Here is a 26,725-nt window from a genome sequence, read left to right as displayed (position 1 = left end):
GAAGGGGAAATGCCGCTGTCAAGCCCGATTCCGGGCAGCTTCACCAAGGCCGTGCTGGGGGCGCACCAGTGGCTGGGCATCGTGTTCGCAGCCTTGATCTACCTGGTCTGCGTCAGCGGCACGCTGAGCGTGCTGGCGGACGAGTTCGCCCAATGGGAGGCGCCGTCGGCGCCCCGGGTGAACAGCGCCGCCGCCGGGCTGTACGCCCGCGTCGCCGCGGCCGCCTTTGCCGAGGCGCGCGCCGGGGGCGCCGATCACGATCTGTTCGTCTTCGGCCCGACTCCGGAACTGCCCTGGCTGCGCGTATTCGCACTCGGCGAGCATGACGGCCCCGGGGCGCCGGTCGAACTGGAATGGCTGGCCGACGCCGAAGGCCGTCTGCAGGCGCCGCCGCGGACGCCGTGGACGCGCTTCCTGCGTGACCATCATTACCATCTCCATCTGCCGGCGCCTTACGGTGCCTGGGCGGTCGGCGCGGTCGGCACGCTGCTGCTGGCCAGCCTGTTGTCCGGCCTGCTCGCGCATCGCCGCATCTTCCGCGACGCCTTCCGCCTGCGCCGGGGCGGTTCGCGCCGGGTGAGCCTTGCCGACCTGCACAACCGCATCGGCGTCTGGGCCTTGCCCTTCCACCTGATCGTGTCGCTGACCGGTTCGCTGCTCGGTCTGGCCGGGTTGATCGTCATGCTGCTGGCGCTGGCCGCCTACCAGGGCGACCAGGACAGGGCGGTCGCGGCGCTGCTCGGGCCGCAGCCGGGCAGCGACCATGCCGCGGCGCCACTGCCGGAGACCGTGCCGATGCTGCGGGAAATCGAGCGGAGCACGCCCGGTGCGACGATCACCAGCGTCGTCTTCCAGCATGTCGGCACGGCCGGCCAGCTCGTTTCCATCGCTACCGCCGAGCCCCGCCACCTGGCCCGCAACGAACGCTGGACCTTCGACGGGCAGGGGAATTTCCTGGCCAAGGCCGGTTTCACCGACGGCAGCGTCGGCATGCGCATCTACGGGATGCTGCAGCCGCTGCATTTCGGCACCTACGGCGGCATCGGCCTGAAGCTGATCTACGTCGCGCTGGGCCTCGGCATGTGTCTCGTCGTCGCCACCGGGCCGATGCTGTGGCTGGCCCGTCGCCGCGGCCAGGGGCGTCCGTTGCCGGCGGCGGAAAGGCTGTGGACGGCGCTGGTCTGGGGGCAGTTGCCGGCCTATGCGGCGGCGGCGCTGGTCGCGCTCCTGGCCGGCACCGCCGACCACGTCCTGCCGCTGGCCGTCTACTGGGCGGTGACGCTGGGTACCGCCCTGCTCGCTGTGCGCGGCCGCGACGAATGGCGCTGCGGTCACCGACTGCGGGTCGGCGGCGGCCTGTTGCTGGCCGGCCTGGCCTGTGGCCATGCGCTGTCCTGGCCGGCCGGACTGCCGGCGGCCCGGGTCGTCAATGGCCTGCTGCTGGTGGCCGGCATCGCGCTGGTCGTGGGCGTTTCGCGGCGTCGTGTCCGGGCATGGCGGCCGGAATGAAAGGGGCGGGGGCGTGCCGCTGCAGGAAGCGCCCGCTGGCCGCCATACCTCCCGTTCGGGCTATCGGGTACATTGCGCGCCATGCCCACTTCTGCTTGCCCGCGCCATGCCGACCCAGATCGCTGACATCACCCATGCCATCCAGCTTGCGGTCGCACCGGTCTTCCTGCTGACCGCCATCGCCACGCTCATCAACGTGCTGAGCGGCCGGCTGTCGCGCATCGTGGACCGCCGCCGCGTGCTCAACGGCCGCCTGGCCGCCGCGGCGCCCGAAGAGCCGGTGGACGACGTGGAAGAACTCGCCCTGCTCCACCGGCGCGGCCGCCACATCTACCACGCCATGTTCTTCGCCGTGCTGGGGGCGCTGCTGGTCTGCCTGGTGGTGGCGGTGGCCTTCCTCGGCACCGTCGTCAGCTTCAGCGTGGCCCCCAGCGTGGCGGTGCTCTTCGTCGGTGCCATGGGGGCGATGATCGTTTCGCTTGCGCTCTTCCTGCGGGAAGTCTTCCTGGTGGTGATGGCCCGCAGCCAGCGCTGGCGGTGAGTGCCGCGACCCCCCTTCCATTGATGGCGTGATACCGGCGCCTTCCGCCCTACCCGAAGGCGAGCTTCCGCCGCAGACGGGCCAGCGCAAAGGACAGGGTGGCGGGGTCGTCCGCGGTGACGGTGGCCCCGCGGCCGAAGATGCCCACCGGGATGCGGTCGTCGCCGTCCACGGCGAAGGCCAGGCAGGCCACGCCGAGGCGGTCGCGGCGCGCGCAGCGGACCGCGACCGCGGCGTCCTCCGGCAGATGGAGGTCGTCGAAGACGTCGATGTCGGAGGGTTGGGCGTCACCCAGTACGACGATGTGCCGCCGCGGCGCGGTTTCTTCCCTCAGACGGCTTGCGGCGTGGCGCAGCGCGGCGCCCAGCCGGGTGGAGTGGCGGGCGCCGGCGGAGCGCACGCGGTCGGCGACCGCCGCGGCGTCGGTGGTGCCGAAGGCGGCGAGTTCCAGGTAGTCCACCCGGCTGCGGCCGTCCGAACAGAAGCCGTGCACCGCCACGCGTTCGCCGGCCGCAGTGGCGGCGGCCACCAGGGCGGCGGCGGCTTCGGCCACCAGGTCGAGCACGCGCAGGCCGTTGCCCGCCGCATCGGCGACCGAGGCCGACAGGTCGATCAGCAGCAGGATGGCCGCGGCTTCCCGGCTGCGGCCGGGGCTCACGTGGGCGCCCCGCGCCGGGGTGCAGCCCAGGCGCAGGTCCAGGCGCTGTTCGATGGCGGCGTCCAGGTCGAAGTCCTCCCCTTCCCACTGGTTGCGCAGGCGGCGGGAGCGGTCCAGCCGTCCGCGGCCGGCGCGGCGCTCGCGGACGGGCACGCCGGCGGGCAGCGGGGGCAGGCGGTGTTCGAAGACCGTGCACCAGTCCCGGCGTAACTGGCCGATGCGGGCGTGCCACTCGGGGTAGTCGAAGGTCTCGGCGGGGAGTCGGGTCCAGTCGCCTGCGGCCGGGGCGTCGGCGGGTGGAGGCGGTCCCCCGGCGTCGGCCGGTGGCGGGGCGGCGGTGCGCAGCTCCAGCGCCTCATCCTCGGCGGCGCGGCCGTAGTTCCACAGATAGCTGTGGTCGTCCCCGTAGGGGCTGGCGGGGGCTTCGCCGTGGATGTTCATGCGTTGCCGCATCTGGCCCAGGTCGCGGACCAGCGCGGTCACCAGCGGGTCGAAGGCCGCCGCGTCCGCGACGCCGGGGCCGGCGGCGATGTCCTCGAACAGGCGGCGGGCCTTGGCGAGCCAGAAATCCGTGGCCGGCAGGGAAGGATCGCGCAGCACCGCATGCAGTTGAGCGAGGCGGTCGGCCAGGCTGGCGGCGGCGTCCGGCGGGGGTGGCCCGGCCGCCCGCAGCGCGCGCAGCAAGCCGGGGTAGCGCCGGCCGGCCAGGCGCTCGACCCGGGCATCCTCGATGGTGGAGGCGAGCGCCAGGCTCATGGTCTTGCGCCGGCCCACGGGGCGGCCGGGGGGCGAATGGCGCAGATGGGCGGCGGCGTGGAGCACGGCGGCGTGCGCCCAGGCGTCCGCATCCATGCCGGGCGGGGGCGGCGCGAGCAGCAGGGCGTCCCGGCGCAGCACCGCGGGCGCGCCGGGGGCGAGGTCGGGCGGGCGCTGCAGGGCCACGGGCCGGCCGGCGAAGGCGCCCAGCAGGTGGGCGAGGGCTTCGTCGCTGCGGGTCATGGCGCGGCGGCCGGATCAGGGCAGGCAGGCATCCACGATGTCGCGCAGGGCCTGGCGCAGGTCCGCGTCGTCGGTGATGGGGTCGGTCATGGCCATACGGCAGCTCTCGGCCGCGGGCATGCCGTCGCGGATCAGCACGCCGGCGTAGATCAGCATGCGCGTGGAGATGCCTTCGTCCAGCCCGCGGGCGCGCAGCGCCCGGGAGCGCCCGGCGATGCGCACCAGGGTGGCGGCCAGCGTCCGGTCGATGCCGGCCTCGTGGGCGACGATCTCCGTTTCCGCCGCTTCATCCGGGTAGTCGAACTCCAGCGCCGCGAAGCGCTGCCGGGTGGAGGGCTTGAGGCCCTTGCCGGCGGCCTGGTAGCCGGGGTTGTAGGAGACGACCAAGTGGAAGTCCGGGTGCGCGGTCACGGTCTCGCCCTTGCGGTCCAGGGGCAGGATGCGGCGCGCATCGGTGAGCGGGTGCAGCACCACGGTGGTGTCCGGGCGCGCCTCCACCACCTCGTCCAGGTAGATCATCGCCCCTTGGCGCACAGCCACGGTGAGCGGGCCGTCGTGCCAGCGGGTGCCGTCCGCGTCCAGCAGGAAACGGCCGACCAGGTCCGCCGCGGTCACGTCCTCGTTGCAGGCCACGGTGATCAGCGGCTTGCCCAGCCGCCAGGCCATGTGCTCCACGAAGCGGGTCTTGCCGCAGCCGGTGGGGCCCTTGAGCATCACCGGCAGGCGGTGGGCGTGGGCGTGCTCGAAGAGGGCGACTTCGTGGCCCACCGGGCGGTAGTAGGGCTCGGCCGCGAAGCGCAGGTCGGCGAGGTTCATCAGCGGTGGGTCGGCGCCGTGTGGGGAATGCCTTCGATGGGGCACTCCTCGGTGCCGACCGTGCTGCGCGTGATCGCCTCCACCTTCTTGCGCGTGCCTTCCGGGTCCTTGATCCACTCGCCGTAGAACCCGTAGGGGCAGGCGGCCACCCCGGTGGGCGCTTCGCCGGAGTTGATCTTGCCGGTGTAGCCCCGGTGCAGCAGCTTGAACAGGTGGTTCTGCGACTGGGCGTTCTTGCGGAAGTCGCGGATCAGGCTGGTGGACAGCTCCGCGTACTGCACGCCCATGTCCTCCTCGCCGCATTCGCCCAGGGTGCGGCCGTCGAAGCCGACGATGGCCGAGTGGCCGAAGTAGGAATACACGCCGTCGAAGCCGGTGGCGTTGGCCACCGCCACGTAGCAGTTGTTCATCCATGCCATGGTCTTGGCGACCATCACCTGCTGCTCCTTGGCCGGGTACATGTAGCCCTGGCAGCGCACGATCAGCTCCGCGCCCTTCATCGCGCAGTCGCGCCAGATCTCCGGGTAGTTGCCGTCGTCGCAGATGATGAGGCTGATCTTCATGCCCTTGGGGCCTTCCGAGACGTAGGTGCAGTCGCCCGGATACCAGCCCTCGATGGGCACCCAGGGCATGATCTTGCGGTACTTCTGCACGATCTCGCCCTTGTCGTTCATCAGGATCAGGGTGTTGTAGGGGGCCTTGTTCGGGTGCTCCTCGTGGCGTTCGCCGGTCAGCGAGAACACCCCCCACACCTTGGCCTTGCGGCAGGCCGCGGCGAAGATTTCCGTCTCCTCGCCGGGCACGGTGGCCGCGGTGTCGTACATCTCCTGGGCGTCGTACATGATCCCGTGGGTGGAGTACTCGGGGAAGATCACCAGGTCCATGCCCGGCAGGCCCTGCTTCATGCCCACCACCATGTCGGCGATCCTGCGGGCGTTGTCGAGCACCTCCGCCTTGGTGTGCAGGCGCGGCATCTTGTAGTTGACGACGGCGACGCCGACGCAGTCCTTGCTGCTGGAAATATCTCCGTGTCTCATGGCGTGAATCTCCCGTTGAGGCTGGTTGCACTGGATGTTGCGGTGCATTGTCGGGAGGGAGGGGCGGGCGGCCCAATACGTTGTTTGACGTATCTACGGGTTGGATGGGCACATGCAGCGGGGTATGGATTTGGCAAAGTCGCCCCCTGCACCCCTGTACGTTGGTGGGGGCTCGCGCGTGGCAGCAAACCCGGCGGGAAGGAAAATTTCGATCTGAGCTTGTTGGGTTGCCTAGCCGGGAAAAGTGCAAACCTCCGTCAGCGCAGGCATGGGGTTTTAAGGGCTGGGGACGAGGTGGCACCGCATTGCGTTCGGGAAGGGTCTGAGGCGAAAGGACGGCAGATGGACGAGCGGTAAGTTGTCGGCCGGAGCGGTCGTTGGATTACCATGCTGGCAACTGCTGCTGTCGGCCACAAGCGGGTTACCCATTCCCAAATCAGACATTGCACGCCGGTAGTTGTCCGGCATATTGAAGTTATTATACTGACAGAAAATATTTCAAGTGACTGAAAATAATGAGGTTCGGGCAACAATTCCGGTGTCAGCAATATCAATTGTTATACCGCCCCCTGCGTCCGTATAACCACTGTTGGGCGTCATGAATCTCACAATACCTGATTGGGTGATCCAAACCTGCTGGTGGACTTCCGGGATATTTGCAACCGGTGCCCTTTGGTATTTCTTGTCCATCAAAGACTACTCGTATGCAGCAGGTTCCGGTGCCCTGGCATTTGCCTTCGCCCTCGCAGCAATTACCCTTCACAGGCGGAACGACAAAATAGCCGAACAGTCACTCCCAGCGGAGTTCAAGGACGAACTCCCAGACGACTACATTCGACGCTCGCTGGACGAACCTACTGATGTCCGCCTTTTTGAGTCACTCCCGGAACTCAAGGCAATTGCACATCGAATCGCACAACCGGGATGGGACTCTGGTGTCACCATTGAGATGCGCAAGTCCACGTACGACGTCGTGGACTTCTACGAAATTATCTGGTTGAAGCTCGCGGAGTTCTACCCGTTCAAGCATTTCGGCAAAGGTGGAGCCGCTGCCCATATCAAGGCATACATACGCGAAAGGTACAAGTTCCACTGGGCGAAGCACGAACCTGGCGGACCGGGTACCGGGGGAACAATCGTCGGTGTACTCACAGGCGGAGATGTCATGCAGGATTTAGACCGCCTAATCGTCGAGACCGCCACGGCCGTAGTCGGTTACAGGGACAACTTCGACTTCACGGCCTGGCATACGCGCTGGGAAGGTGCGTACCCGTTGGATAACGCCAACCCATCAATCAAGCGGACGCCTAACGGCGCCGCTTATTTCAAACGCTGAAGGTCCGCTTTCGAAAGTCCCGAACGTCGCCTTTGGGTCGATATCGGTAATTCGAGAGCTAAGCGCCGAACGACAGCTTCGGCCGATGATGCGCCATTCAGGCATACAGATCAGCCGAGTGCCGCCCCGCTGCGTCAGCCCAGCAGCGACAACGCCCACCGCAACATGTCCCAACTCACGATGTCGGCACGCCCGTTCGCATCACCAAAGAGACCTCAATGACGGACCACCCACGACCGCTTGTGGGGAAGGGCTCAGCCCCGTCAAATGTTTTGGAGGGAATTTCGACGCGCTACGGTAGCAGCCCGGGCTGTGCTTGCGGCTCACCTGCTACTTGGTGCTGATCTCAGGGGCGTGGCGGGTGCAATCGTGGGCGCGTGAATTATGATGGTGGCTTGAATCAGGAGCCGGCATGAGCACGAACGACACCAACGAGATCCTCATCTATAAGGCTGAAGACGGGTCGGCCGTGACGGAGGTGCGGTTGGCAGGCGAAACGGTGTGGCTGCGTCAGGAGCAGATGGCCGAGCTGTTCGGCCGCGAGCGTTCGGTGATTTCCCGGCACCTCCGCAACGTCTTCAATGAGGGAGAGTTGGAGGCAGATTCAGTATGTGCAAAATTTGCACATACTGCTGCCGACGGTAAGACCTACCAGGTGGAGCACTACAACCTGGACGTGATCATCTCGGTCGGCTACCGGGTCAAGTCACAGCAGGGCACGCGCTTCCGCCAATGGGCCACCCGCACCCTGCGCGAGCACCTGACGCGCGGCTACACGCTTCACCGCCAGCGCTTCGAGGCCAATGCCCGCGAGCTGGAGGCGGCGCTGCGGCTGGTGAAGAAGGCGGCGCAGAGTCCGGAATTGCTGGCCGACACCGGGCGCGGGCTGGTGGATGTCGTCACCCGCTACGCCCAGACCTTTCTGCTGTTGCAGCGTTACGATGAGGGTCTGCTGGCGGAACCGCGCGAGGAGCGGGGCGGCGTGCTGCCCAAGGTGGCGGAGGCACGGGCCGCGCTGGCACGGCTCAAGGCGGACCTGATGGCGGCGCGGCGAGGCCACGGACCTCTTCGCCCGCGAGCGGGAGGATGCCTTCGCGGCCCTGCTCGGCAACCTGGACCAGACCGTGTTCGGCGAGCCGGCCTACCCGAGCGTGGAGGCCAAGGCGGCGCACCTGCTCTACTTCGTCATCAAGAACCACCCGTTCTCGGACGGCAACAAGCGTAGCGGGGCCTTCCTGTTCGTGGATTTCCTCCACCGCAACGGCCGGCTGCTGGACGCGGACGGCCAGCCGGTGATCAACGACATCGGCCTGGCGGCGCTGGCCCTGCTGGTAGCGGAATCGAACCCGGCGAACAAGGAGACCATGATCCGCCTGATCATGAACATGCTCTCGCCCGGGGCCTGATCGCGGTCGGCAAAGTGCAGGCCTGCCGGTGATCGGCGATTTCCTTCACCCTTGGCGCCCCCCTCAATGACTGATCATCCACGGCCGCTTGCTCGGAAAGGTCTTCTTGCCATCCGCGGTGGTCACCGTGGATTTCGACTTGCCGCCCCCGCAGCAGCCGCAGCCGGGGCCGTGTTGGTGGGTGGCCTTGTATTCGGCGCTGGTGCGGGGGGCGTGGGCGGCGCGTTCGTTGGTGGCGTGCGCGGCGCGCAGGTGCCCGGCCATGGTCGCCAGCGACGGTGCGCTGAGGATCACGCGCGGCGACGGGGTGCCGCAGTTCGGGCAGATGCAGGGCTCGTCGCGCTTGGCGATCGGCCGGTAGGCGGCGAACTCGCCGCAGTCGTCGCACAGGTATTCGTAGGTCGGCATGGGGGCTCTCGCGGGCGGAAGGCGGCGCCGCCCCAGGGCGGCGCCGCATGGAGTGCTTACAGGTCGTAGGCGATGGGCATGTCCACCGCGCCGCTGATGGCCTTGACCGGGCCGTTGGCGTTGGGGTTGATGTCGAACTCGAAGATTTCCGTGGGCAGCCACAGGGTGGCGCAGGCGTTGGGGATGTCCACGACGCCGCTGATGTGGCCCTGCACCGGCGCGGTGCCGAGCAGCGAGTACGCCTGGGCGCCGGAGTAGCCGAACTTCTTCAGGTATTCGATGGCGTTGAGGCAGGCCTGGCGGTAGGCGACGTGCACGTCCAGGTAGTGCTGCTTGCCCTGTTCGTCCACGGAGATGCCTTCGAAGATCACGTAGTCGTTGTAGGTGGGGGTGATGGGGCTGGGCTTGAAGATGGGGTTCTTGATGCCGTACTTGGCCATGCCGCCCTTGATCAGACTCACCCGCATGTGCACCCAGCCGGCCATTTCGATGGCGCCGCAGAAGGTGATTTCGCCGTCGCCCTGGGAGAAGTGCAGGTCGCCCACGGAGAGGCCCGCGCCCTTCACGTAGACCGGGAAGAAGATCTTCGAGCCGCGGGAGAGGTCCTTGATGTCGCAGTTGCCGCCGTGTTCGCGCGGCGGCACGGTGCGGGCGCCTTCGGCGGCGGCCTTGTCGCGCGCTTCGCCCTGGAGCTTGCCCATGTGGGCGGTCTTGGGCGCGGGCGGGTTGGCGAGCGGGGGCACGCGCTCGGGGTTGGTGGCGATGAAGTCCACTTCCCGCTCGTTCCACGTGTCGAGCATCTTCTGGTCCGGCAGGCAGCCGATCAGGCCCGGGTGGATGAGGCCGGCGAAGCGCACGCCGGGGATGTGGCGGCTCTTGGTGAACAGGCCCTCGAAATCCCAGATGGACTTCTGCGCGTGGGGGAAGTGCTCGGTGAGGAAGCCGCCGCCGTTGGTCTTGGAGAAGAAGCCGTTGAAGCCCCACAGGCTGTCGTCCTTGGCGCCGATGTCGAGCAGGTCCACCACCAGCAGGTCGCCGGGTTCGGCGCCTTCCACGCCCACCGGGCCGGAGAGGAAGTGCACGGTGGAGAGGTCCACGTCGCGCACGTCGGCCGCGTCGTCGTCGTTCTTGATGGCGCCGCCGGTCCAGTCGTAGGTTTCCAGCACGAAATCGTCGCCGGGCTTGACCCACACCGCCATGGGGATGTCCGGATGCCAGCGGTTGTGGACCTTCTCGTTCTCGTAGGGGGACTGCTTCAGATCGACCTTGATCAATGTTTCAGGCATGGCTCACCTCTCGTCTCGTGGTTACACCGACAGGAACTGCTTGATGCGCGCCTCGTCGGTTTCTGCGCGCGTGCTTTCATGGACGAGGCGGCCGCCTTCGATGACGAAGAGGCGGTCGGCCACGTCCATGGCGAAGGACAGCACCTGCTCCGAGACCACGATGGTGATCTGGCGCAGCTTGCGGATTTCGTTCAGGGCCCTGGCGATGTCCTTGATGATCGAGGGCTGGATGCCTTCGGTGGGCTCGTCGAGCAGCAGCACCTTGGGCTCGGTGACCAGCGCCCGGGCGATGGCGAGCTGCTGCTGCTGGCCGCCGGAGAGGTTGCCGCCCTTCCTGCGGCGCATGTCCCACAGCACCGGGAAGAGGGCGAAGATTTCCTCCGGGATGCGCTTCTGCTTCGCGTTCTCCAGGCCGGTCTGGATGTTTTCCTCCACCGTCAGGGTGGGGAAGATCATCCGGCCCTGGGGCACGTAGGCGATGCCCTTGGCCACGCGACGGTAGCTTTCGTCGCCGCCCACTTCCTGGCCGTCCACCTGCACGCTGCCCGCGCGCAGCGGCAGCACGCCGATGAGCGACTTGAACAGCGTGGTCTTGCCCATGCCGTTGCGCCCCATGATGGCGACGGCCTCGTTGCGCCGGGCGGAGAACGAGACGCCGTGCAGGGCCTCGCTCTGGCCGTAGTTCACGACCACATTCGATACGTTCAGCATGATTTCCCCCTGTCGGCGCGTTAGTGGCCCAGATAGACGTCGATGACCTTCGGGTCGGCCTGCACCTTTTCCATGGGGCCTTCCGCGAGGATCTTTCCCTGGTGCATCACGGTGACCTTGTGGGCGATGCGCGAGACGAACTCCATGTCGTGCTCGATGACGATCACGGAGCGGTTCCGGCAGATGCGCAGCAGCAGTTCGGCGGTCAGTTCGCGCTCCTTCGCGCTCATGCCGGCGATGGGTTCGTCCAGCATCAGCAGCTCCGGGTCCTGCATCAGCAGCATGCCGATCTCCAGCCACTGCTTCTGGCCGTGGGAGAGCAGCCCGGCCTCCATGTCCAGGCGGTCGGCCAGGCCGATCATGCCGGCCACCTCGTCCACCTTGGCGCGCACCTCGTCGTCGCAGCGAAAGCCCAGCGCGCCGAACACGCCGCGCCCGCGGGGGAAGGAGACTTCCAGGTTCTTGAACACGGAGAGGTTTTCGTAGATGGACGGGGTCTGGAACTTGCGCCCGATGCCGGCGCGCACCCGGATGTGCTCGGGCAGGCGCGTCATCTCCTCGTTCTTGAACTTGATGCTGCCGGCCGAGGCGCGCGTCTTGCCGCAGATGAGGTCCAGCAGGGTGGTCTTGCCGGCGCCGTTGGGGCCGATCACCACGCGCAGCTCGCCGCGGTCCAGGTAGAGGTTGAGGTTGTCGATGGCCTTGAAGCCGTCGAAGGACACGGTCAGATCCTCGATGGCGAGGACGAAGTCGGTATTGCTCATGGTCTCGGCTCCTCGGAATCAGGCGGTCTGGCCGCTGACGCGGGCGGACAGGGCCGGCTCGGCTTTCACCGGCGCGGCATGGCCGGCGGGCGCGGGCGGCACCGGCAGCGTGGCTGGCGCGCCGGCCGACCTGCGGCGCGCCAGCCAGGGCTTGACGTGGCTCTCGTAGAGGCCGGCGAGGCCGTTGGGGAAGGCCATCACCACGCCGATGAAGAGCGCGGCCATCAGGAACAGCCACAGGTCGGGGAAGCTTTCGGAGAAGTAGGTCTTGCCGAAATTGACCAGCAGCGTCCCGTACACCGCGCCCACCAGGCTCATGCGCCCGCCGATGGCGGCGAAGATCACCATCTCGATGGAGGGCACGATGCCGACGAAGGACGGCGACATGAAGCCCACCTGCAGCGTGAACATGGCGCCGCCGATCGCCGACAGGCCGGCGGCCAGGCAGAAGGCGAAGACCTTGAACATGGACACGTCGTAGCCGGAGAAGCGCACCCGGTCTTCCTTGTCGCGCATGGCCAGCAGCAGGGTGCCGAGCTTGGAGAGCTGGATCCAGCGGCACAGCAGGATGGCGCCCAGCAGCAGGCCCGCATTGACGAAGTAGAGGACGTACTTGGCGCCGTCGGTGCGGATGTCCCAGCCCAGCAGGGTCTTCAGGTCGGTCATGCCGTTGACGCCGCCGGTGTAGCCCTGCTGGCCGATGATGAGCACGGTGAGGATCAGCGCCACCGCCTGGGTGATGATGGCGAAATACACCCCGCCCACGCGGCGCTTGAACATGGCGAAGCTGACGACGAAGGCGAGCAGCACCGGCACCGCGACCACGGCGAACAGGGCGAAGGGCAGGGACTTGAACGGCTCCCACCACAGCGGCAGCGCGGTGAGCTGGTTCCAGTCCATGAAGTCCGGGATGCCCGGCGTGCTCTGGATCTTGGTGCTCTCCGGGTCGGACGCCTCCAGCTTCAGGAACATCGCCATGGCGTAGCCGCCGAGGCCGAAGAACACCCCCTGGCCCAGGCTCAGCACACCGCCGTAGCCCCACAGCATCACCAGGCCGATGGCGACGAAGCCGTAGGTGAGGTACTTGCCGACCAGGTTGAGGCGGAAGATGTCCATGGCGAGGGGGAACACCACCACCAGGATCAGGGCCAGGATCACGAAGCTGCCGTAGCCGCCGCGCATCAGCCAGTTCTTGATTGCGTTCATGTCGGATTCTCCGTTGGGGCCGGGGGGCTTCAGCGGCGCACCTTGGCCGCGAACAGGCCTTGCGGGCGCATCATCAGGATGGTCACGATGAGCAGCAGGGTCAGCACCTTGGCCATCGAGCCGGACAGGAAGAACTCCGAGATGGACTGGGTCTGGGCGATGCCGAAGGCCGACACCACCGTGCCCCACAGGCTCGCGGCGCCGCCGAAGGTGACCACCAGGAAGGCGTCCACGATGTAGAGCGAACCGCTGGTGGGGCCGGTGGAGCCGATGGTGGTGAAGGCCGCGCCCGCCACCCCGGCGATGCCGCAGCCGATGGCGAAGGTGAGCCGGTCCGTGCGCCGGGTGTTGATGCCGGTGGCGTTGGCCATGGCCCGGTTGGACACCGTGGCGCGCACCCGCAGGCCCCAGCGCGAGCGGTAGAGGGCGATGAGCACGCTGCCGGTCACGACCACCGTGAGGGCGAGCACGAACATGCCGTTGATGGGGATGTCCAGCCCTTCGGCCGGCGACCAGGAGCCCATCAGCCAGTCCGGCAGCGTGGGGCTCACTTCCTTGGGGCCGAAGGTGGAGCGGAACACCTGCTGCATGCCCAGGGACAGGCCCCAGGTGGCCAGCAGGGTGTCCAGCGGGCGCTTGTAGAGATGGCGGATCAGCGCCCATTCGGTCAGCCAGCCGATGCCGAAGGCGACCAGGAAGGCACACACGATGGCGAAGGGGAAATAGGCCTGCACCAGGCCGGGGGCGAGGGATTCGGTGAGGCTGGAGAACAGGAAGATGGTGTACGCACCGATCGTCATGAACTCGCCGTGGGCCATGTTGATGACGCCCATCTGGCCGAAGATGATCGCCAGCCCGAGGCCCATCAGCAGCAGCACCGCGAACAGGCTCAGGCCGGCGAAACCCTGCATGAGGGTGATGTTGTAGATTTCGTCGAACGACATGACGGACCTCCGGATCGGAACGCGGGGCGCGGCCGCGCACCGGCGCGGCCACGGCACGCCGCCACGGCCGAAGCCGCGACGGACAGCGAAGCGGTTACTGGTAGCCCTTGGGGAAGGGGTCCGGCACGATCAGGTCGCTGGATTCGGCGACCACGGTGAAGGTGCCGTCGGCCTGGCCCTGGGCGATGCGCGCCTTGCTGTAGAGGTGGTGGTTGTCGTGGACCTTCACGTAGCCTTCCGGCGCGGTCTTGAGCTCGATGCCCGGGGAGGCCGCGACCACCTTGTCCACGTCGAAGCTGCCGGCCTTCTCCACCGCCGCCTTCCACAGCCACGGCCCGAGGTAGGCCGCCTGGGTCACGTCGCCGATGACCGCCTTGGGTCCGTAGGCCTTCTTGAACGATTCCACGAAGACCTTGTTGTTCTCGTTGTCCAGGGACTGGAAGTACTTCATCGAGGAATAGAAGCCGGCGAAGTTCTCGCCGCCGATGCCCAGCATCTCGTCCTCGGTGACCGACAGGGTGAGCAGGAACTGCTTGGCGCCGGTGATGCCCGCGGCCTTGAGCTGCTTGTAGAAGGCCACGTTGGAGCCGCCCACCACCGCGGCGAAGATGCAGTCCGGCTTGGCGACCTTGATCTTGTTGATCAGGGAGTTGAAGTTGGTGTTGCCGAGCGGGTAGTACTCCTCGCCGACGACGCGGCCCTTCTGGAAGTTCTCGATGTGCTTGCGGGCGATCTTCATGGAGGTGCGCGGCCAGATGTAGTCCGAGCCCACCAGGAAGAACTTCTTCGCACCCTTTTCCTTCTGCGCCCAGTCCAGGCCCCAGATGATCTGCTGGGTGGCTTCCTGGCCCGTGTAGATGACGTTCTTGGACTGCTCCAGGCCTTCGTAGAAGGTGGGGTAGTAGAGCAGGCCGTTCTCCTTTTCGAAGATGGGCAGCACCGCCTTGCGCGAGGCCGAAGTCCAGCAGCCGAACACGGTGGCGACCTTGTCGTTGACCAGCAGCTTGCGGGACTTCTCGGCGAAGGTCGGCCAGTCGGAGGCGCCGTCTTCCTTGATCACCTTGATCTTGCGGCCGAGGATGCCGCCCAGGGCGTTGATCTGGTCGATGGCGAGCTGCTCGGCCTGGATCGAACCGGTTTCCGAGATCGCCATGGTGCCGGTGGCCGAGTGCAACTGGCCGACGGTGACTTCGGTATCGGTGATGGCGAGGCCGGTGGTGTTGACCTGCGCGGTCGGGAGCGAAGCCCCGAAGCCCAGTTTCGAGACACCGAACAGCGGCAGCGCCGCGAGGCCCTGCAGCAGGCGGCGGCGTTCGGGGGAAAGGGGAACGTTGTCGTACTTCGAAGACATGGCGCGACTCCTTGCTCTGCGGATGGGGTTGGCATGCGAGCCACCGGGGGGCGGCGTCTTTTGCGGTGCACAAGCTACCGAGCAGGGCGGAATCGGCGAATACGTCGTTTAACGTAGTCCCCTGCGGGTTCTCTTGGTGCAGGATGCGCACCATTGCGGTGCACCATTCGTCCGTCCACAGGCAAGGGCTGCGCGCGCGGGTCGACCCTGGACGACGTCGCGGCGCGGCCTGCGGGCGCTGCGCGGACCAATGGATCGCTCCTTGCTTGCCCCGACCCGTCGTTCCCGAGCAGCCCGACCACCATGACCACGTCCACGCAGCGCATCTTCCGGGTCCGCCGCGACTACAACACCTGGGTCGCCAACGAGACGCTGGAGGACTACTCCCTGCGCTACACGCCGCGCGCGTTCCGCAAGTGGTCCGAGTTCCGCGTCGCCAACACCGCCTTCGGCGCCGTCTCCTTCCTCGCCATGGAAGCCATCGGCGGCACCATGGTGGTGAACTACGGCTTCGCCAACGCGCTGCTCGCCATCCTCGTGGTGGGCCTGCTGACCTTCCTCACCGGCCTGCCCATCAGCTACTACGCCGCGCGCTACGGCGTGGACATGGATCTGCTCACCCGCGGCGCGGGTTTCGGCTACCTGGGCTCCACGATCACCTCGCTGATCTACGCCAGCTTCACCTTCATCTTCTTCGCCCTCGAAGCCGCGATCATGGCGCTGGCGCTGCAGCTCGCCTTCGGCTGGCCCATCGAGTGGTGCTACATCTTCTCGGCACTGGTGATCCTGCCCCTGGTCACCTACGGCATCACGCTGATCTCGCACCTGCAGTGGTGGACCCAGCCCCTGTGGCTGGTGCTGTGGCTGTGCCCCTTCGCGTTCATCCTGTTCGAGAACCCGGGTGCGTTCCGCGATTTCGTCGGCATGGCCGGGCAGGTGTCGGGCGACAGCGGCTTCGATTGGAAGATGTTCGGGCTGGCCGCGGCGGTGGCCTTCTCGCTGATCGTGCAGGTCGGCGAGCAGGTGGACTTCCTGCGCTTCCTGCCCGAGCGCACCGCGCGCAACCGCAAGCGCTGGTGGGCCGCGGTGCTGATCGCCGGGCCGGGCTGGATCGTGCCCGGCATGCTGAAGATGCTCGGCGGCGCCTTCCTCGCCTTCCTCGCGCTGCAGCACGAGATCCGGCCGGCCAACGCCACCGAGCCCACGCAGATGTATCTGGCGGGCTTCGGCTACGTGTTCTCCGATCCGGCCTGGGTGATGCTCGCGACCACCGTGTTCGTCATCGTCTCCCAGGTCAAGATCAACGTCACCAACGCCTACGCCGGGTCGCTGGCCTGGTCCAACTTCTTCGCCCGCGCCACCCACAGCCATCCGGGCCGGGTCGTGTGGCTGGTGTTCAACGTGCTGATCGCCACGCTGCTGATGCTGTTCGGCGTGTTCCACGCCCTCGAACCGGTGCTCGGGCTGTACGCCAACGTGGCGGTGGCCTGGGTCGGCGCGCTGGTGGCGGACCTGGTGATCAACAAGCCCCTGGGCCTGTCGCCGCCCCACATCGAGTTCAAGCGCGCCCACCTGTACGACATCAACCCGGTCGGGCCGGGGGCGATGCTGGTCGCCGCGGTGATCGCCATCGTCGCCTATTCCGGCCACCTGGGCGAAACCGCCCGCGCCTACTCGCCCTTCATCGCGCTCTTCGTCGCCTTCGTCACCGCGCCCCTGATCGCGTGGGCGACGAAGGGGCGCTTCTACCTGGCGCGCTCCGGCACTCCCCTGGGGAAACCGGGCGAGATGGTGGAATGCGTGGTCTGCGAGAACCACTTCGAAGCGGACGACATGGCCCGCTGTCCCGCCTATGCCGCGCCCATCTGTTCCCTGTGCTGCACGCTCGAATCGCGCTGCCACGACCGCTGCAAGACCGGCGCGCGCGCCGCCGAGCAGGCAGGTCGCGCGCTGGCCCGCGTCCTGCCCCGGGCGATCTCGCGGCGGATCAACTTCCGCGTGGGCCACTACGCGCTGCTGCTGGCCGGCCTGAGCCTGGTGATCGGCACCGTGCTCGGCCTCAATTACTACCAGGCGAGCGTCTCGGCCGGTTTCAACGCCGAGGTGGACGGCTTCCTGCGCGACGGTTTCGGCAGGAGCTTCGCCATGCTGGCGCTGCTGTGCGCGGTCGGTGCCTGGTGGATGGTGCTCGCCAGCGAAAGCCGGCGGCTCGCCGAGGACGAATCCAACCGCCAGAACCAGTTGCTGTCGCGGGAGATCGAGGCCCACCTGCTCACCGACGCCCAGTTGCAGCTCGCCAAGGAAGCCGCCGAATCGGCCAACCGCGCCAAGACCCGCTACGTGAGCGGCGTGAGCCACGAACTGCGCACGCCGCTCAACAGCATCCTCGGCTACGCCCAGGTGCTGCTGCACGACGACCGGCTGGACCCGGAGCAGCGCCGCGCCATCTCCACCATCCACCGCAGCGGCGAACACCTCACCAGCCTCATCGACGGCCTGCTCGACCTCGCCCGCATCGAGGCCGGCCGGCTCAGGCTCGATCCGTCGGTGATCGACCTGCCCGAGTTCATCGACGATCTGCAGCGCATGGTCGCCCCCCTCGCCATCGCCAAGCAGCTCGAATTCCGCGTCGAGGTGGAAGGTTCCCTCCCCGGCCTGGTGCGCGCGGACCTCAAGCGCCTGCGCCAGATCCTGATCAACCTGCTGATCAACGCGGTGAAGTTCACCGCGGAAGGCAGCGTCGTGCTGCGCGTGGACTACCGCATGGACGTCGCCCGCTTCGAGGTCATCGACACCGGCGTCGGCATCGAGAAGGAAGACCTGGAACGCATCTTCCTGCCCTTCGAGCGCGCCGGCAGCGGGCGGCGCGGCGTCGAGCCCGGCACCGGCCTGGGGCTCACCATCACGCAACTGCTCACCGAACTGATGGGCGGCGAGATCCGCGTCGACAGCACGCCGGGCACCGGCAGCCGCTTCACGGTGCGGCTCTACCTGCCGGCGCAGACCGTGGACGAGGCCGGCACCGAGGTGGCGACGATGATCACCGGCTACGCCGGCGGCCCCTACCGGGTGCTGATCGTGGACGACCAGGTGGTGCACCGCCAGCTGATCGCCGGCATGCTGTCGCGCCTGGGCTTCGTCTGCGCCGAGGCCGCGAGCGGGCGCGAATGCCTTGCCGCGATGGCGGTGGAAGCCCCCCATGCGGTGCTGCTCGACATCAGCATGGACGACCTGGACGGCTGGGAGACCGCGCGCCGGCTGCGCGCCGCCGGCCACACGCAGCCCATCGTGATGGTGTCCGCCAACGTGTTCGACAACCGCGGCGAACTGCTCGAAGCCTGCGGCTGCCAGGGCTTCGTCAGCAAGCCGGTGCTCGAATCCGAGCTGCTCGCGCTGCTCGGCCGCCATCTGCAGATCCACTGGATCCGCGCCAGGCTGCCGCCGCGCCTGCCGCTGCCCGCGGCGCCGCCGCCCAACGCCTTCGACGAGGAACAGCGCCTCGCCCTGAACCGCCTGCTGCGCCTCGGCCACGTCCAGGGCCTGCGGCGCGAGATTCAGCTTCTCGCCGCGGACCACCCCCCGCTCGCGGCGGCCTGCCGCCACCTCGCCGAACTGGTGGACCGCTACGACCTGCAGGCCTGCCAGCTTTATCTCGAGGGCGCCACCCCATGAATCTCTCCGCCCCTTCCGACCAGGAACGCGTCGTCCTGCTGGTGGACGACATGCCCGCCAGCCTCGACTTTCTCGTCCAGGCGCTGGACCGGGCCGGCTACACCGTGCTCGTCGCCGACAGCGGCGAACGGGCCCTGCGCCTGCTCGAACTCGGCGTGCCCGACGCCATCCTGCTCGACGCCGCGATGCCCGGCATGGACGGCTTCGCCACCTGCCGGCGGATCAAGGCGGTGGACGCCTATGCCCACGTGCCGGTGATCTTCATGACCGGGCTGGCCGAGACCGAGCACGTGCTCGCCGGCTTCGACGCGGGCGGCGTGGACTACGTCGTCAAGCCGGTGCGCATCCCCGAAGTGCTTGCGCGCCTCGCCACCCACGCGCGCAATGCCCGCATCGCCCGCCTCGCGCGCGAGGCGGTGGACATCGGCGGCCACGGCGTCGTGCTGGTGGATAGCCACGGCCGCATCGCCTGGCAGTCGCCCCAGGCCGCGCGCTGGCTCGGCGAAGCCTTCGCCGAACAGAACGGCCATCCGCCCGCGGACTGGCTGCTCGCCCTGTGCACTGCCTCCCTGCCGGGCGGCGGCGAGACGCTGGCCCTGCGCGACGGCCGCAGCCTGAACCTCAGCCCCCTCGGCCCGGCCGGCCTCGGCGAGTCCCTGCTGCTGCTGTCGCCCCGCCAGCCCGGCGGTTCGCCGAGCGGCCGGCTCGCGCTGGCGACCCTGACCCGGCGCGAAACCGAGGTGCTGTCGTGGATCGCCAAGGGCAAGACCAATCGCGACATCGGCGAAATCCTCGGCATGAGCCCGCGCACCGTGAACAAGCATCTGGAGCACGTGTTCGAGAAGCTGGGTGTCGAAACCCGCGCCGCGGCGGCGGCACTGGCGACGCGCGGACTCGATCCGGCGGAATGATCCGCCGGCCGCTCAGTCCTCCGCCGGCTCCGCCGGATGCAGGCGGTGCCACAGGGCGGTCAGCGCATCGGCCGCGCCCAGGCGCAGGCGGTGGGTCACGAGCTGGCTGACTTCCGTTTCGCCGGGGTTGATCTCGACGGTGGGGATGTTCTGCTGGCTTGCCCACCACACCGGGCCGGCGATGTAGGGGAAGACGCTGGTGGTGCCGATGGACACCACCAGGTCGACGCCTGTGTACAGCACTGCTTCCAGGCGGTCGATGCCGGCTTGCGGCAGCATCTCGCCGAACAGCACCACGTCCGGGCGCAGCAGCCCGCCGCATACCGGGCAGGGCGGCGGGATCTGCAGGCCGGTGAAGTCGGGCACGTCGCGCTCGTGGGGGCATTCGGTGCAGCGCAGGTGGTGCACGGTGCCGTGGATTTCGATCAGCTTGCGCGAACCGGCGGTGCGGTGCAGGCCGTCCACGTTCTGGGTGAGCACCCACACCGCCGGTTTCTCGCGCTCCAGCGCGGCGATCAGGCGGTGGGCGGCGTTGGGCTGGGCGCCGCGGCAGTTGGCTTCGATTTCGGCGATGTAGCGCCAGCAAATGTCGGGGCGCTGGGTCATCATCGCGCCCGACAGGGCTTCCTCGATGGTGAGGCCCTCGGTGGTCAGGCGCTCGTGGTAGAGGCCGCCGATACCGCGGTAGGTGGGCAGGCCGGAATCGGCCGAGATGCCGGCGCCGGTGATGAACAGGATGCGCTGCGCGTGGCCGACCAGCGCGGCGACCGCATCGAGCGTCTGTTCCGTATTCATGGGCGGGCCACCTCCACCAGGCAGTCGTAGAAACAGGCGCCGCCCCCGAGGTCCGTGAGCGCGTCGCTGGTCACCGCGTTGGCGTTCTGCCCGTCCGGGGAGAGCTTGCGCCACCAGATGGACGGGCTGACGACGACGCCCGGGCGCACCCGGTCGGTGACCACCGCGGTGGCGCGGAACTCGCCGCGGGCGTTGTGGATGCGTACCTCGTCGCCGTCGGCCAGGGCGCGTGGAGCGGCGTCCTGCGGATGAATCTCCAGCTTGGGGCTGCCTTCCCCGGCGAGGAAGCGTGGCAGGTTGGCGAAGCTGGTGTTGAGGAAGTGGCGCGCCGGCGGCGTGATCAGCGCGAGCGGGTAGCGGGCGGCCAGTGCGGGGTTGGTGGGGGCGGATTCCCGCGGCGGATGCCAGGCCGGCAGCGGGTCGAGGTCCGCATCGGCGAGGCGCCGGGAATGGAACTCGCACTTGCCCGACGGGGTGCGGAAGCCGCCCTCGGCGAAAGGGGCGAAGGGGCGCGGCAGGTTCAGGCGCGCCCAGCCGCGTTCGGCCAGCGCCGGGGCGAGGCCGTGGGCACGCGGGTCGTTCCCGCGGAAGGCTGCGGCGGCCATCGCCTCGTCGCTGTCGAACAGGGACTCGTCGGCGAAACCCAGCCGCCGGGCGAGCAGGCGGAACACCTCGCTGTTGGGCTTGGCTTCGCCCAGGGGGGTGATCGCCGGACGGTTGGCGACAGCGTACACGTGGCCGTAGGTGGTGTGGACGTCGTGGTGTTCGAGCTGGCTGGTGGCTGGCAGCAGGATGTCGGCGTAGTCGGCGGTGTCGGTCTGGAACAGCTCGTGCACCACGCAGAACAGGTCCTCGCGCGCGAAGCCGTCGCGTACGCGGTTGCCGTCCGGCGCCACGGCGACCGGGTTGGAGTTGTACACGTAGATCGCGCGGATGGGCGGATCGGCCGCTTCCAGCAGGTCCCGGCCGATGGTGCTCATGTTGATGGTGCGGGGCGGAAAGCGCACCGGATCGGGGTAGAGGTCCGGGCGTTCGAGGGTGTGCGCGTCCACCGGAAAGTTGCCCGAGGTGGACAGCAGCGCGCCGCAGCCGGGCTTGCGCCAGGCGCCGGTGAGCGCCGGCAGGCAGGCGATGTTGCGCACGGCCATGCCGCCGCCGGCGTGGCGGTTGAGGCCGTAGTTGAGGCGGATCAGGCTGTCCTGGCCGGCCGTGCCGTAGTCGCGTGCGAGCTGGCGGATGGCGTCGGCGGGGAGGCCGGTGAGGGGCGCTGCCCACTCCGGCGTGAATGCGCCCACGCGCTCGCGCAGTTCGGAAAAACCCACGGTGTGGCGGGCGATGTAGTCGTGGTCGAGGAGGTTCTCGGCGACCAGCACCTGCATCATGGCCAGCGCCAGCGCGCCGTCGCTGCTGGGCAGGGGCGCCAGGTGCAGGTCGCATTTCTCCGCGGTCTGCGTGCGCCAGGGGTCGATGCACACCAGGCGGGCCCCGCGCCGCTTCGCTTCCATCAGGTGGCGCCAGCCGTGCAGGTTGGAGACCACCGGGTTGGCGCCCCAGATGAGGATCAGGCGGGCGTTGGCGGCGCTTTCCGGGTCCGCGCCCACGGTGGTGCCGACGGTGACTTTCCAGCCGTAGCCGCCGGCCGAGGAGCAGATCGTGCGGTCCAGCAAGGAGGCGCCCAGGCGGTGGAAGAAGCGCCGGTCCATGCCGGAACTCTGCACTAGGCCCATGGTGCCGGCATAGGAGTAGGGCAGGATGGCGCGGGGGTCGTCGGCGGCGATGGCGCGGAATTTCTCCGCGATGGTGTCCAGCGCCTCGTCCCAGGTGATGCGCGCGAAGCGGCCTTCGCCCTTGCGCCCGACGCGCTTCATGGGATGGAGCAGGCGCTGGTCGGAATACACGCGCTCCAGGTAGTGCGCCACCTTGGTGCACAGGGCGCCGTTGGTGAAGGGCATGTCGGCCGCGCCGCGCACCTTCACCGCGCGGCCGCCTTCCACGGTGATTTCCATGGCGCAGGTGTCGGGGCAGTCGTGCGGGCAGGCAGCGCGCACGATGCGGCGCTCCTCGCCGGCCATCAGCGTCTCTGCTGGCCGTCGACGGTCAGTTCGAGGTAGCGCCGCCGGTCTTCGTCGAAGCGGGCCTGCACGGCGTTCATCTCCCGCGTCTTGGCGTCGATCACCATGCGCTGCGCGGAGATTTCGGCTTCGGTGACGCGCAGGTTGTTGATCAGGTCGCGCGGCGCCTCGCCGTCGCGGTAGAACTCCCGTTCTTCCTCGAAGCGCTTGCGCTGGGCTTCCAGTTCGGCCAGGCGCAGGTTCAGCGTGTCCAGGCTGTTCTGCAGATCGCCCACCGCGCGGTCGCGCCGGGTGTCGAGGTCTTCCAGGTTGGCGTAGGTTTCCAGCAGCGCCTGGTCGAGCCGGTGCTGGCGCAGGGAGCGTGCCTTTTCGGCCTCGCGCCGGCGTTCCTCGGCCTTCTGGCGCGCGAGTTCCTCGGGAGAGGCGACGTGGCGCCGTATCGTGCCTTGCGGGGTGATCTCGCGGTAGGCCTTGCCGTAGCAGATGGCGGGCAGCGTGTCGCCGCACACCGGCCGCCCGCTGTCGTCGTCGCAGCAATAGAAGGTGTTGCTGCGCCCGCCGCTTTGCGCCTGGACGGCGAGCGGCAGGGCGAGCACGGCGGCCAGCAGCAGTTCAGCGCGGCGTGGAAGTCCCATAGCGTTCACGATAAGCCATCACGGCATCGAGGTTGGCGGCGAGTTGCGGGCTGTCCGCAAGATAAGCGATGAGATCTTCCAGCGTGGCCACGGCGACCACCGGAATGCCAAAGTTGTTGCGCACTTCCTGGACCGCGGACAACTCGCCCTTGCCGCGTTCCATGCGGTCCAGCGCGATCACCACGCCGGCCGGCTCGGCGCCGGCGGCGCGGATGATGTCCACCGATTCGCGCACCGAGGTGCCGGCGGAAATCACGTCGTCCAGGATCAGCACGCGGCCGGCCAGCGGCGCGCCGATCAGCGTGCCGCCTTCTCCGTGGTCCTTGGCTTCCTTGCGGTTGAAGGCGAAGGGCAGGTTGCGGCCGTCCTCGGCGAGGCGGATCGCGGTGCCGGCCACCAGCGGGATGCCCTTGTAGGCCGGGCCGAAAAGCATGTCGAAACTGACGCTCGACGCCTGGATGGCACGCGCGTAGAAGCCGCACAGTTCACGGAAGGAGGCGCCGTCGTCGAACAGGCCGGCATTGAAGAAGTAGGGCGAATTGCGTCCCGCCTTGGTGACGAAGGACCCGAAGCGGAGCACGCCCTTGCCGCAGGCCAGCGCGATGAATTCACGGCTAAAATCCACTGATTCCCTTTCGCAGTGCTGATTTTCGAAGAGTTCGCCCATGTTACGCATCATCTCCGCCAACCTCAACGGCATCCGTTCCGCCTCCAGCAAGGGTTTTCTCGACTGGCTCACGCAGCAGGAAGCCGACTTCGTCTGCGTGCAGGAACTCAAGGCGCAGGCCGACGACCTTTCCGCGGCGATGCGCGCCCCGGCGGGCCATGCGGGGCATTTCCACTACGCGGAAAAGAAGGGCTACAGCGGCGTGGGCATCTACACCCGCCATGCCCCCGAACGCGTGGTCGAAGGGCTGGGCATCGCCGACATCGATGCCGAAGGCCGCTACCTGCAGCTCGACTATCCCGGCCTGTCGGTGATCTCGCTCTACCTGCCCTCCGGATCGAGTTCCGAGGAGCGCCAGCAGGCCAAGTTCAGCTTCATGGAGCGTTTCTTCCCCCATCTGGCCGCGCTGCGCGCCGCCGGGCGGGAAGTGGTGATCTGCGGCGACTGGAACATCGCCCACCGGGAAATCGACCTGAAGAACTGGAAGAGCAACCAGAAGAATTCCGGCTTCCTGCCCGAGGAGCGCGCCTGGCTCACCCGCGTGCTGGACGAGCAGGACTGGGTGGACGTCTACCGCCGCCTGCATCCCGAAGCCACCGGCGAGAGCTACACCTGGTGGTCCAACCGCGGCCAGGCGTGGGCGAAGAACGTCGGCTGGCGCATCGACTACCACCTCGCCACGCCGGGCATCGCCACGCGGGCGGCCACGGCCGCCGTCTACAAGGAACAGCGCTTCAGCGACCACGCGCCGCTCACGGTGGATTACGACTGGCAGGTGGACGGCCGCTGAAGCGGCTGCGAATCCGCTTCCCCATGCATACGGGTTGGCGATTTGCCTTCCCGGGAGAAGGGGTATAGCCTTTCGATGAGCTTCCCAGAAGGCACGCAGGACGGGCGACGCACTCGCGTTCCCGCTTCGTGCCGCCGTCTCCAGAGCCCGGTCTCCGGGCATCATCATCGAAGGGAGTCCATCATGCCGTTCGCAGCCGAACAGAATCATGCTTCCCGGGAAAAACTCGTCGCCGACCTGAAGTCGGTCGTTGCCGACGCCGACGAACTGCTCAAGCTCACCGCCGGCCAGGCGGGTGAAAAGCTGACCGACGTGCGGGCGCGCCTCGCCGACCGCCTCGCCGTGGCCAAGGAGCGCATCGAGGACGCCGAGGCGGCCGTGCGCGAACGCACCCGCCAGGTGGCCCATGCCACCGACGACTACGTGCACTCGCATCCCTGGCAGTCGGTGGGCGTTGCCGCCGGCGTCGCCTTCCTGCTCGGCCTGCTCGCCGGCCGGCGCTGACGCGCAGCAATGTCCGAGACGCGGAAACCGCGCCTGGCCGACAGCCTGCGCGGCTTCCTCGACAGCGGGCTGGCCACTGCCCAGACCCGGCTGGAGTTGCTCGCGGTCGAGGTGCAGGAGGAAAAGCTGCGCCTCTCCGCACTGCTCCTGAACGTGGTGCTGTGCGCGCTGATGCTGGGCTTCGGCGTCGTGTTCCTGGTGCTCTTCCTCACCGTGCTGTACTGGGAGGAGCATCGCCTGCTCGCGCTGGGCCTGGCCACGGCGGTCTTCATCGGCGCCGGCCTGCTCACCGCCAGCAATGCGGCCCGGGAACTGAAGCGCGGCAGCCGCCTGTTCGGTGCCAGCCTGGCCGAACTCGCGCGTGACCGCGACGCGCTGCGGCGCGGGGAATGATCGTCCGGCGATGAATCCACGCCTGGTGGAATTCGCGCTGCGCAAGCAGCGCCTGCAGATCCGCGCCGAAGGCCAGCGCGAGGACATGCTGCACCGGCTCGAAGGCTTCGAATCCGTACTCCACGTCGCCGACGGCGTGCGCGACAACCTGCGCTGGGCGCGCGAGCACGCTCCCATCCTGTCCGGCGCGGCGCTGCTGGTGGTGGCGTGGAAGCCGCGCCTCGTGCTGCGCCTGGCGCGGCGTGCCTGGCTGGGCTGGGTGCTCTACCGGCGGCTGGCACGTCCTGCCGCGCCGGTGGCCGGGGTGCTGGGGCTGCTGATCGACCGTCTGCGCCCCCGCCGGTAGCGGGCGGCGCTAGAATCGGCGCACTTCGAAGGACGAGGACAGGCTGATGGCCGTCGATCTGCAGGAAATCATCCGTGCCCGCGAGGAGGCCGACTGCCTCGCCGACGAGGCCGCGGTGGAGGCCGCGCTGGCGCGCCTCGCGGTGGACGTCACGGCGCGGCTGCAGCACAGCAACCCACTGGTGTACGTGGTGATGAACGGTGGGCTGATCTTCGCCGGGCGCCTCCTGCCCCGCCTGCCGTTTCCGCTGGAAGTGGCCTACCTGCATGCCACCCGCTACGGCCTGGCGACCCACGGCACCCTGCTCGACTGGCGCGTGCGCCCCACCCAGGACCTGCGCGGGCGCAGCGTGCTGGTGCTCGACGACATCCTCGACGAGGGCTATACGCTGGCGGCCATCGTCGAGCACCTGCGCGCCGAGGGCGCGCGGGAGGTGCTGACCGCGGTGCTGGTGCACAAGGAGCACGAGCGCAAGGCCTATCCGGGCATGCGCGCCGACTTCACCGGGCTCGACATCGCCGACCGCTTCCTGTTCGGCTGCGGCATGGACTACCAGGGCTACTGGCGCAACGCGCCCGCCATCTACGCGGTGAAGGGCCTGTAGGCCGATAGGGAGAAAGGCATGCTGATCGTTTTCAAGTCCGACGCCGCCGCCGACGTGATCATGTTCGGCGACGTGGCGAAGAAGCTGATCGCGGCCATGGGCAAGGACCCGGCCGACGCCAAGGGCATCGTCACCGTGGAACAGCTTCCGGCTGCCGTCGCCAGCCTGCGTGCGCTGATCGAGCAGGAGAAGGCGCGCGCCGCCGCCCAGGGTGAGGAGGACGAGGAGGAGGCGCGCGAAGCCGGGCGCGCCGGCATGGCCGCGCCGGTCAACCTCGCCCAGCGCGCCTGGCCGCTGCTGGAGATGCTGGAATACTCGATCAAGGAAGGCGCGCCGGTGGTGTGGGGCGTTTGAGCGCCCGCCG

At 68.3% G+C, this 26,725-nt stretch carries 28 protein-coding genes; 13 read left to right on the top strand and 15 right to left on the bottom strand.

Features of this window, described 5'->3' with window-relative positions; all coding sequences use genetic code 11:
* Window positions 1-9: 9 nt before the first annotated feature.
* Together E6O51_RS15730 and E6O51_RS15725 are read left to right on the top strand one after the other, a co-directional pair.
* A complete protein-coding gene (locus tag E6O51_RS15730) occupies window positions 10-1,509 on the top strand; it encodes a PepSY-associated TM helix domain-containing protein (RefSeq protein ID WP_136385955.1) in 1,500 nt (499 codons plus the stop codon).
* Window positions 1,510-1,615: 106 nt separating this feature from the next.
* Window positions 1,616-2,050, top strand: a complete 435-nt coding sequence (locus tag E6O51_RS15725; RefSeq protein ID WP_136385954.1) for a DUF2721 domain-containing protein — start codon at window positions 1,616-1,618, stop codon at window positions 2,048-2,050.
* 49 nt (window positions 2,051-2,099) lie between these two features.
* Here the strand turns inward: E6O51_RS15725 and E6O51_RS15720 are convergent, their stop codons facing one another.
* The 4 genes from E6O51_RS15720 to E6O51_RS15705 form a co-directional block, all read right to left on the bottom strand.
* Window positions 2,100-3,707, bottom strand: a complete 1,608-nt coding sequence (locus E6O51_RS15720) for a nitric oxide reductase activation protein NorD (protein WP_136385953.1) — start codon at window positions 3,705-3,707, stop codon at window positions 2,100-2,102.
* 15 nt (window positions 3,708-3,722) lie between these two features.
* Window positions 3,723-4,523, bottom strand: coding sequence for a CbbQ/NirQ/NorQ/GpvN family protein (locus tag E6O51_RS15715; protein ID WP_136385952.1), 801 nt, complete (start codon window positions 4,521-4,523; stop codon window positions 3,723-3,725).
* The gene (locus E6O51_RS15710) at window positions 4,523-5,560 is read right to left on the bottom strand and encodes an aliphatic amidase (protein WP_136385951.1); all 1,038 of its coding nucleotides are present in this window, start codon (window positions 5,558-5,560) and stop codon (window positions 4,523-4,525) included. The genes E6O51_RS15715 and E6O51_RS15710 overlap by 1 nt, the downstream gene beginning before the upstream one ends.
* 498 nt (window positions 5,561-6,058) lie before the next feature.
* Complete coding sequence (locus E6O51_RS15705) at window positions 6,059-6,250, bottom strand: hypothetical protein (RefSeq protein ID WP_136385950.1); 192 nt, start codon at window positions 6,248-6,250, stop codon at window positions 6,059-6,061.
* Between E6O51_RS15705 and E6O51_RS15700 the strand changes: the two genes are divergently transcribed.
* The 3 genes from E6O51_RS15700 to E6O51_RS22275 all read left to right on the top strand — a co-directional run bounded on the left by E6O51_RS15700 (window position 6,243) and on the right by E6O51_RS22275 (window position 8,302).
* A complete protein-coding gene (locus tag E6O51_RS15700) occupies window positions 6,243-6,896 on the top strand; it encodes a hypothetical protein (protein ID WP_136385949.1) in 654 nt (217 codons plus the stop codon). The genes E6O51_RS15705 and E6O51_RS15700 overlap by 8 nt on opposite strands.
* 412 nt (window positions 6,897-7,308) lie before the next feature.
* Window positions 7,309-8,121: a virulence RhuM family protein gene (locus E6O51_RS15695; RefSeq protein ID WP_230976810.1), complete on the top strand. Its 813-nt coding sequence runs from the start codon at window positions 7,309-7,311 to the stop codon at window positions 8,119-8,121.
* Window positions 8,048-8,302 (top strand): Fic family protein, encoded by a 255-nt coding sequence (locus tag E6O51_RS22275; RefSeq protein ID WP_230976809.1) that lies wholly within the window; start codon window positions 8,048-8,050, stop codon window positions 8,300-8,302. The genes E6O51_RS15695 and E6O51_RS22275 overlap by 74 nt, the downstream gene beginning before the upstream one ends.
* Window positions 8,303-8,365: 63 nt before the next feature.
* On the opposite strand, the gene E6O51_RS15690 is transcribed toward E6O51_RS22275, so the two are convergent.
* The 7 genes from E6O51_RS15690 to urtA all read right to left on the bottom strand — a co-directional run bounded on the left by E6O51_RS15690 (window position 8,366) and on the right by urtA (window position 14,972).
* Window positions 8,366-8,710, bottom strand: a complete 345-nt coding sequence (locus tag E6O51_RS15690) for an FmdB family zinc ribbon protein (RefSeq protein WP_136385948.1) — start codon at window positions 8,708-8,710, stop codon at window positions 8,366-8,368.
* Between the two features lie 56 nt (window positions 8,711-8,766).
* Window positions 8,767-9,996: a formamidase gene (fmdA, locus tag E6O51_RS15685; RefSeq protein ID WP_136385947.1), complete on the bottom strand. Its 1,230-nt coding sequence runs from the start codon at window positions 9,994-9,996 to the stop codon at window positions 8,767-8,769.
* A gap of 21 nt (window positions 9,997-10,017) precedes the next feature.
* Window positions 10,018-10,707: an urea ABC transporter ATP-binding subunit UrtE gene (urtE, locus tag E6O51_RS15680; protein ID WP_136385946.1), complete on the bottom strand. Its 690-nt coding sequence runs from the start codon at window positions 10,705-10,707 to the stop codon at window positions 10,018-10,020.
* A gap of 20 nt (window positions 10,708-10,727) precedes the next feature.
* Window positions 10,728-11,471 (bottom strand): urea ABC transporter ATP-binding protein UrtD, encoded by a 744-nt coding sequence (gene urtD / locus E6O51_RS15675; protein ID WP_136385945.1) that lies wholly within the window; start codon window positions 11,469-11,471, stop codon window positions 10,728-10,730.
* An 18-nt stretch (window positions 11,472-11,489) separates the two neighbouring features.
* Window positions 11,490-12,677, bottom strand: coding sequence for an urea ABC transporter permease subunit UrtC (gene urtC / locus E6O51_RS15670; RefSeq protein ID WP_136385944.1), 1,188 nt, complete (start codon window positions 12,675-12,677; stop codon window positions 11,490-11,492).
* Between the two features lie 29 nt (window positions 12,678-12,706).
* Complete coding sequence (gene urtB / locus E6O51_RS15665; RefSeq protein WP_136385943.1) at window positions 12,707-13,621, bottom strand: urea ABC transporter permease subunit UrtB; 915 nt, start codon at window positions 13,619-13,621, stop codon at window positions 12,707-12,709.
* 94 nt (window positions 13,622-13,715) lie between these two features.
* Window positions 13,716-14,972 carry an urea ABC transporter substrate-binding protein gene (urtA, locus tag E6O51_RS15660; protein ID WP_136385942.1) on the bottom strand — a complete coding sequence of 419 codons (1,257 nt, stop codon included), beginning with the start codon at window positions 14,970-14,972 and terminating at the stop codon, window positions 13,716-13,718.
* A 303-nt stretch (window positions 14,973-15,275) separates the two neighbouring features.
* Here urtA and E6O51_RS15655 point away from each other — a divergent pair, with 303 nt between their 5' ends.
* Complete coding sequence (locus E6O51_RS15655; RefSeq protein WP_136385941.1) at window positions 15,276-18,644, top strand: ATP-binding protein; 3,369 nt, start codon at window positions 15,276-15,278, stop codon at window positions 18,642-18,644.
* The gene (locus E6O51_RS15650) at window positions 18,641-19,555 is read left to right on the top strand and encodes a response regulator transcription factor (RefSeq protein WP_136385940.1); all 915 of its coding nucleotides are present in this window, start codon (window positions 18,641-18,643) and stop codon (window positions 19,553-19,555) included. The genes E6O51_RS15655 and E6O51_RS15650 overlap by 4 nt, the downstream gene beginning before the upstream one ends.
* A 12-nt stretch (window positions 19,556-19,567) precedes the next feature.
* On the opposite strand, the gene E6O51_RS15645 is transcribed toward E6O51_RS15650, so the two are convergent.
* From E6O51_RS15645 to pyrE, 4 genes are read right to left on the bottom strand one after another with little or no spacing between them, the layout of a single operon-like run.
* Window positions 19,568-20,350, bottom strand: a complete 783-nt coding sequence (locus tag E6O51_RS15645; RefSeq protein WP_136385939.1) for an NAD-dependent deacylase — start codon at window positions 20,348-20,350, stop codon at window positions 19,568-19,570.
* Window positions 20,347-22,422, bottom strand: coding sequence for a molybdopterin-containing oxidoreductase family protein (locus E6O51_RS15640; protein WP_136385938.1), 2,076 nt, complete (start codon window positions 22,420-22,422; stop codon window positions 20,347-20,349). Before E6O51_RS15640 ends, E6O51_RS15645 begins: the two co-directional genes overlap by 4 nt.
* Complete coding sequence (locus E6O51_RS15635) at window positions 22,422-23,057, bottom strand: hypothetical protein (RefSeq protein WP_136385937.1); 636 nt, start codon at window positions 23,055-23,057, stop codon at window positions 22,422-22,424. The genes E6O51_RS15640 and E6O51_RS15635 overlap by 1 nt, the downstream gene beginning before the upstream one ends.
* On the bottom strand, window positions 23,035-23,682 hold the full coding sequence (gene pyrE / locus E6O51_RS15630) for an orotate phosphoribosyltransferase (protein ID WP_136385983.1): 648 nt from the start codon (window positions 23,680-23,682) through the stop codon (window positions 23,035-23,037). Before pyrE ends, E6O51_RS15635 begins: the two co-directional genes overlap by 23 nt.
* Window positions 23,683-23,722: 40 nt before the next feature.
* Here pyrE and E6O51_RS15625 point away from each other — a divergent pair, with 40 nt between their 5' ends.
* From E6O51_RS15625 to E6O51_RS15600, 6 genes are all read left to right on the top strand, one after another.
* Entirely contained in the window at window positions 23,723-24,514 is a 792-nt protein-coding gene (locus E6O51_RS15625) for an exodeoxyribonuclease III (RefSeq protein ID WP_136385936.1), read from the top strand.
* Window positions 24,515-24,697: 183 nt separating this feature from the next.
* Window positions 24,698-25,018, top strand: a complete 321-nt coding sequence (locus E6O51_RS15620) for a DUF883 family protein (RefSeq protein WP_136385935.1) — start codon at window positions 24,698-24,700, stop codon at window positions 25,016-25,018.
* Between the two features lie 9 nt (window positions 25,019-25,027).
* A complete protein-coding gene (locus E6O51_RS15615) occupies window positions 25,028-25,411 on the top strand; it encodes a phage holin family protein (RefSeq protein ID WP_136385934.1) in 384 nt (127 codons plus the stop codon).
* A gap of 10 nt (window positions 25,412-25,421) precedes the next feature.
* Window positions 25,422-25,757 (top strand): YqjK-like family protein, encoded by a 336-nt coding sequence (locus E6O51_RS15610; protein ID WP_136385933.1) that lies wholly within the window; start codon window positions 25,422-25,424, stop codon window positions 25,755-25,757.
* A gap of 46 nt (window positions 25,758-25,803) precedes the next feature.
* Window positions 25,804-26,361, top strand: a complete 558-nt coding sequence (locus tag E6O51_RS15605) for a hypoxanthine-guanine phosphoribosyltransferase (protein WP_136385932.1) — start codon at window positions 25,804-25,806, stop codon at window positions 26,359-26,361.
* Between the two features lie 18 nt (window positions 26,362-26,379).
* Window positions 26,380-26,715 carry a DUF1840 domain-containing protein gene (locus tag E6O51_RS15600; protein WP_136385931.1) on the top strand — a complete coding sequence of 112 codons (336 nt, stop codon included), beginning with the start codon at window positions 26,380-26,382 and terminating at the stop codon, window positions 26,713-26,715.
* The last annotated feature ends 10 nt before the right edge of the window (window positions 26,716-26,725 follow it).

Origin of the sequence: Pseudothauera rhizosphaerae, from assembly GCF_004801305.1 — a bacterium.
Lineage (GTDB): Bacteria > Pseudomonadota > Gammaproteobacteria > Burkholderiales > Rhodocyclaceae > Pseudothauera > Pseudothauera rhizosphaerae.
Note: the sequence above shows the minus strand (reverse complement) of the source record. Positions and strands in the feature narration are given on the sequence as shown.

Excerpts from the sequence above, each read along its gene's own strand:
- E6O51_RS15720 (WP_136385953.1), bottom strand. The coding sequence starts at position 3,707 with ATGACCCGCAGCGACGAAGCCCTCGCCCACCTGCTGGGCGCCTTCGCC.
- urtD (WP_136385945.1), bottom strand. The coding sequence starts at position 11,471 with ATGAGCAATACCGACTTCGTCCTCGCCATCGAGGATCTGACCGTGTCC.
- E6O51_RS15610 (WP_136385933.1), top strand. The coding sequence starts at position 25,422 with ATGAATCCACGCCTGGTGGAATTCGCGCTGCGCAAGCAGCGCCTGCAG.
- E6O51_RS15640 (WP_136385938.1), bottom strand. The coding sequence starts at position 22,422 with ATGGCCGGCGAGGAGCGCCGCATCGTGCGCGCTGCCTGCCCGCACGAC.
- E6O51_RS15715 (WP_136385952.1), bottom strand. The coding sequence starts at position 4,523 with ATGAACCTCGCCGACCTGCGCTTCGCGGCCGAGCCCTACTACCGCCCG.
- E6O51_RS15710 (WP_136385951.1), bottom strand. The coding sequence starts at position 5,560 with ATGAGACACGGAGATATTTCCAGCAGCAAGGACTGCGTCGGCGTCGCC.
- fmdA (WP_136385947.1), bottom strand. The coding sequence starts at position 9,996 with ATGCCTGAAACATTGATCAAGGTCGATCTGAAGCAGTCCCCCTACGAG.
- E6O51_RS15695 (WP_230976810.1), top strand. The coding sequence starts at position 7,309 with ATGAGCACGAACGACACCAACGAGATCCTCATCTATAAGGCTGAAGAC.
- urtA (WP_136385942.1), bottom strand. The coding sequence starts at position 14,972 with ATGTCTTCGAAGTACGACAACGTTCCCCTTTCCCCCGAACGCCGCCGC.
- E6O51_RS15655 (WP_136385941.1), top strand. The coding sequence starts at position 15,276 with ATGACCACGTCCACGCAGCGCATCTTCCGGGTCCGCCGCGACTACAAC.
- E6O51_RS15635 (WP_136385937.1), bottom strand. The coding sequence starts at position 23,057 with ATGGGACTTCCACGCCGCGCTGAACTGCTGCTGGCCGCCGTGCTCGCC.
- urtC (WP_136385944.1), bottom strand. The coding sequence starts at position 12,677 with ATGAACGCAATCAAGAACTGGCTGATGCGCGGCGGCTACGGCAGCTTC.
- E6O51_RS15600 (WP_136385931.1), top strand. The coding sequence starts at position 26,380 with ATGCTGATCGTTTTCAAGTCCGACGCCGCCGCCGACGTGATCATGTTC.
- E6O51_RS15605 (WP_136385932.1), top strand. The coding sequence starts at position 25,804 with ATGGCCGTCGATCTGCAGGAAATCATCCGTGCCCGCGAGGAGGCCGAC.
- E6O51_RS15730 (WP_136385955.1), top strand. The coding sequence starts at position 10 with ATGCCGCTGTCAAGCCCGATTCCGGGCAGCTTCACCAAGGCCGTGCTG.
- urtB (WP_136385943.1), bottom strand. The coding sequence starts at position 13,621 with ATGTCGTTCGACGAAATCTACAACATCACCCTCATGCAGGGTTTCGCC.
- E6O51_RS15705 (WP_136385950.1), bottom strand. The coding sequence starts at position 6,250 with ATGGACAAGAAATACCAAAGGGCACCGGTTGCAAATATCCCGGAAGTC.
- E6O51_RS15650 (WP_136385940.1), top strand. The coding sequence starts at position 18,641 with ATGAATCTCTCCGCCCCTTCCGACCAGGAACGCGTCGTCCTGCTGGTG.
- E6O51_RS15725 (WP_136385954.1), top strand. The coding sequence starts at position 1,616 with ATGCCGACCCAGATCGCTGACATCACCCATGCCATCCAGCTTGCGGTC.
- E6O51_RS15615 (WP_136385934.1), top strand. The coding sequence starts at position 25,028 with ATGTCCGAGACGCGGAAACCGCGCCTGGCCGACAGCCTGCGCGGCTTC.
- E6O51_RS15690 (WP_136385948.1), bottom strand. The coding sequence starts at position 8,710 with ATGCCGACCTACGAATACCTGTGCGACGACTGCGGCGAGTTCGCCGCC.
- urtE (WP_136385946.1), bottom strand. The coding sequence starts at position 10,707 with ATGCTGAACGTATCGAATGTGGTCGTGAACTACGGCCAGAGCGAGGCC.
- E6O51_RS15620 (WP_136385935.1), top strand. The coding sequence starts at position 24,698 with ATGCCGTTCGCAGCCGAACAGAATCATGCTTCCCGGGAAAAACTCGTC.
- E6O51_RS15645 (WP_136385939.1), bottom strand. The coding sequence starts at position 20,350 with ATGAATACGGAACAGACGCTCGATGCGGTCGCCGCGCTGGTCGGCCAC.
- E6O51_RS15625 (WP_136385936.1), top strand. The coding sequence starts at position 23,723 with ATGTTACGCATCATCTCCGCCAACCTCAACGGCATCCGTTCCGCCTCC.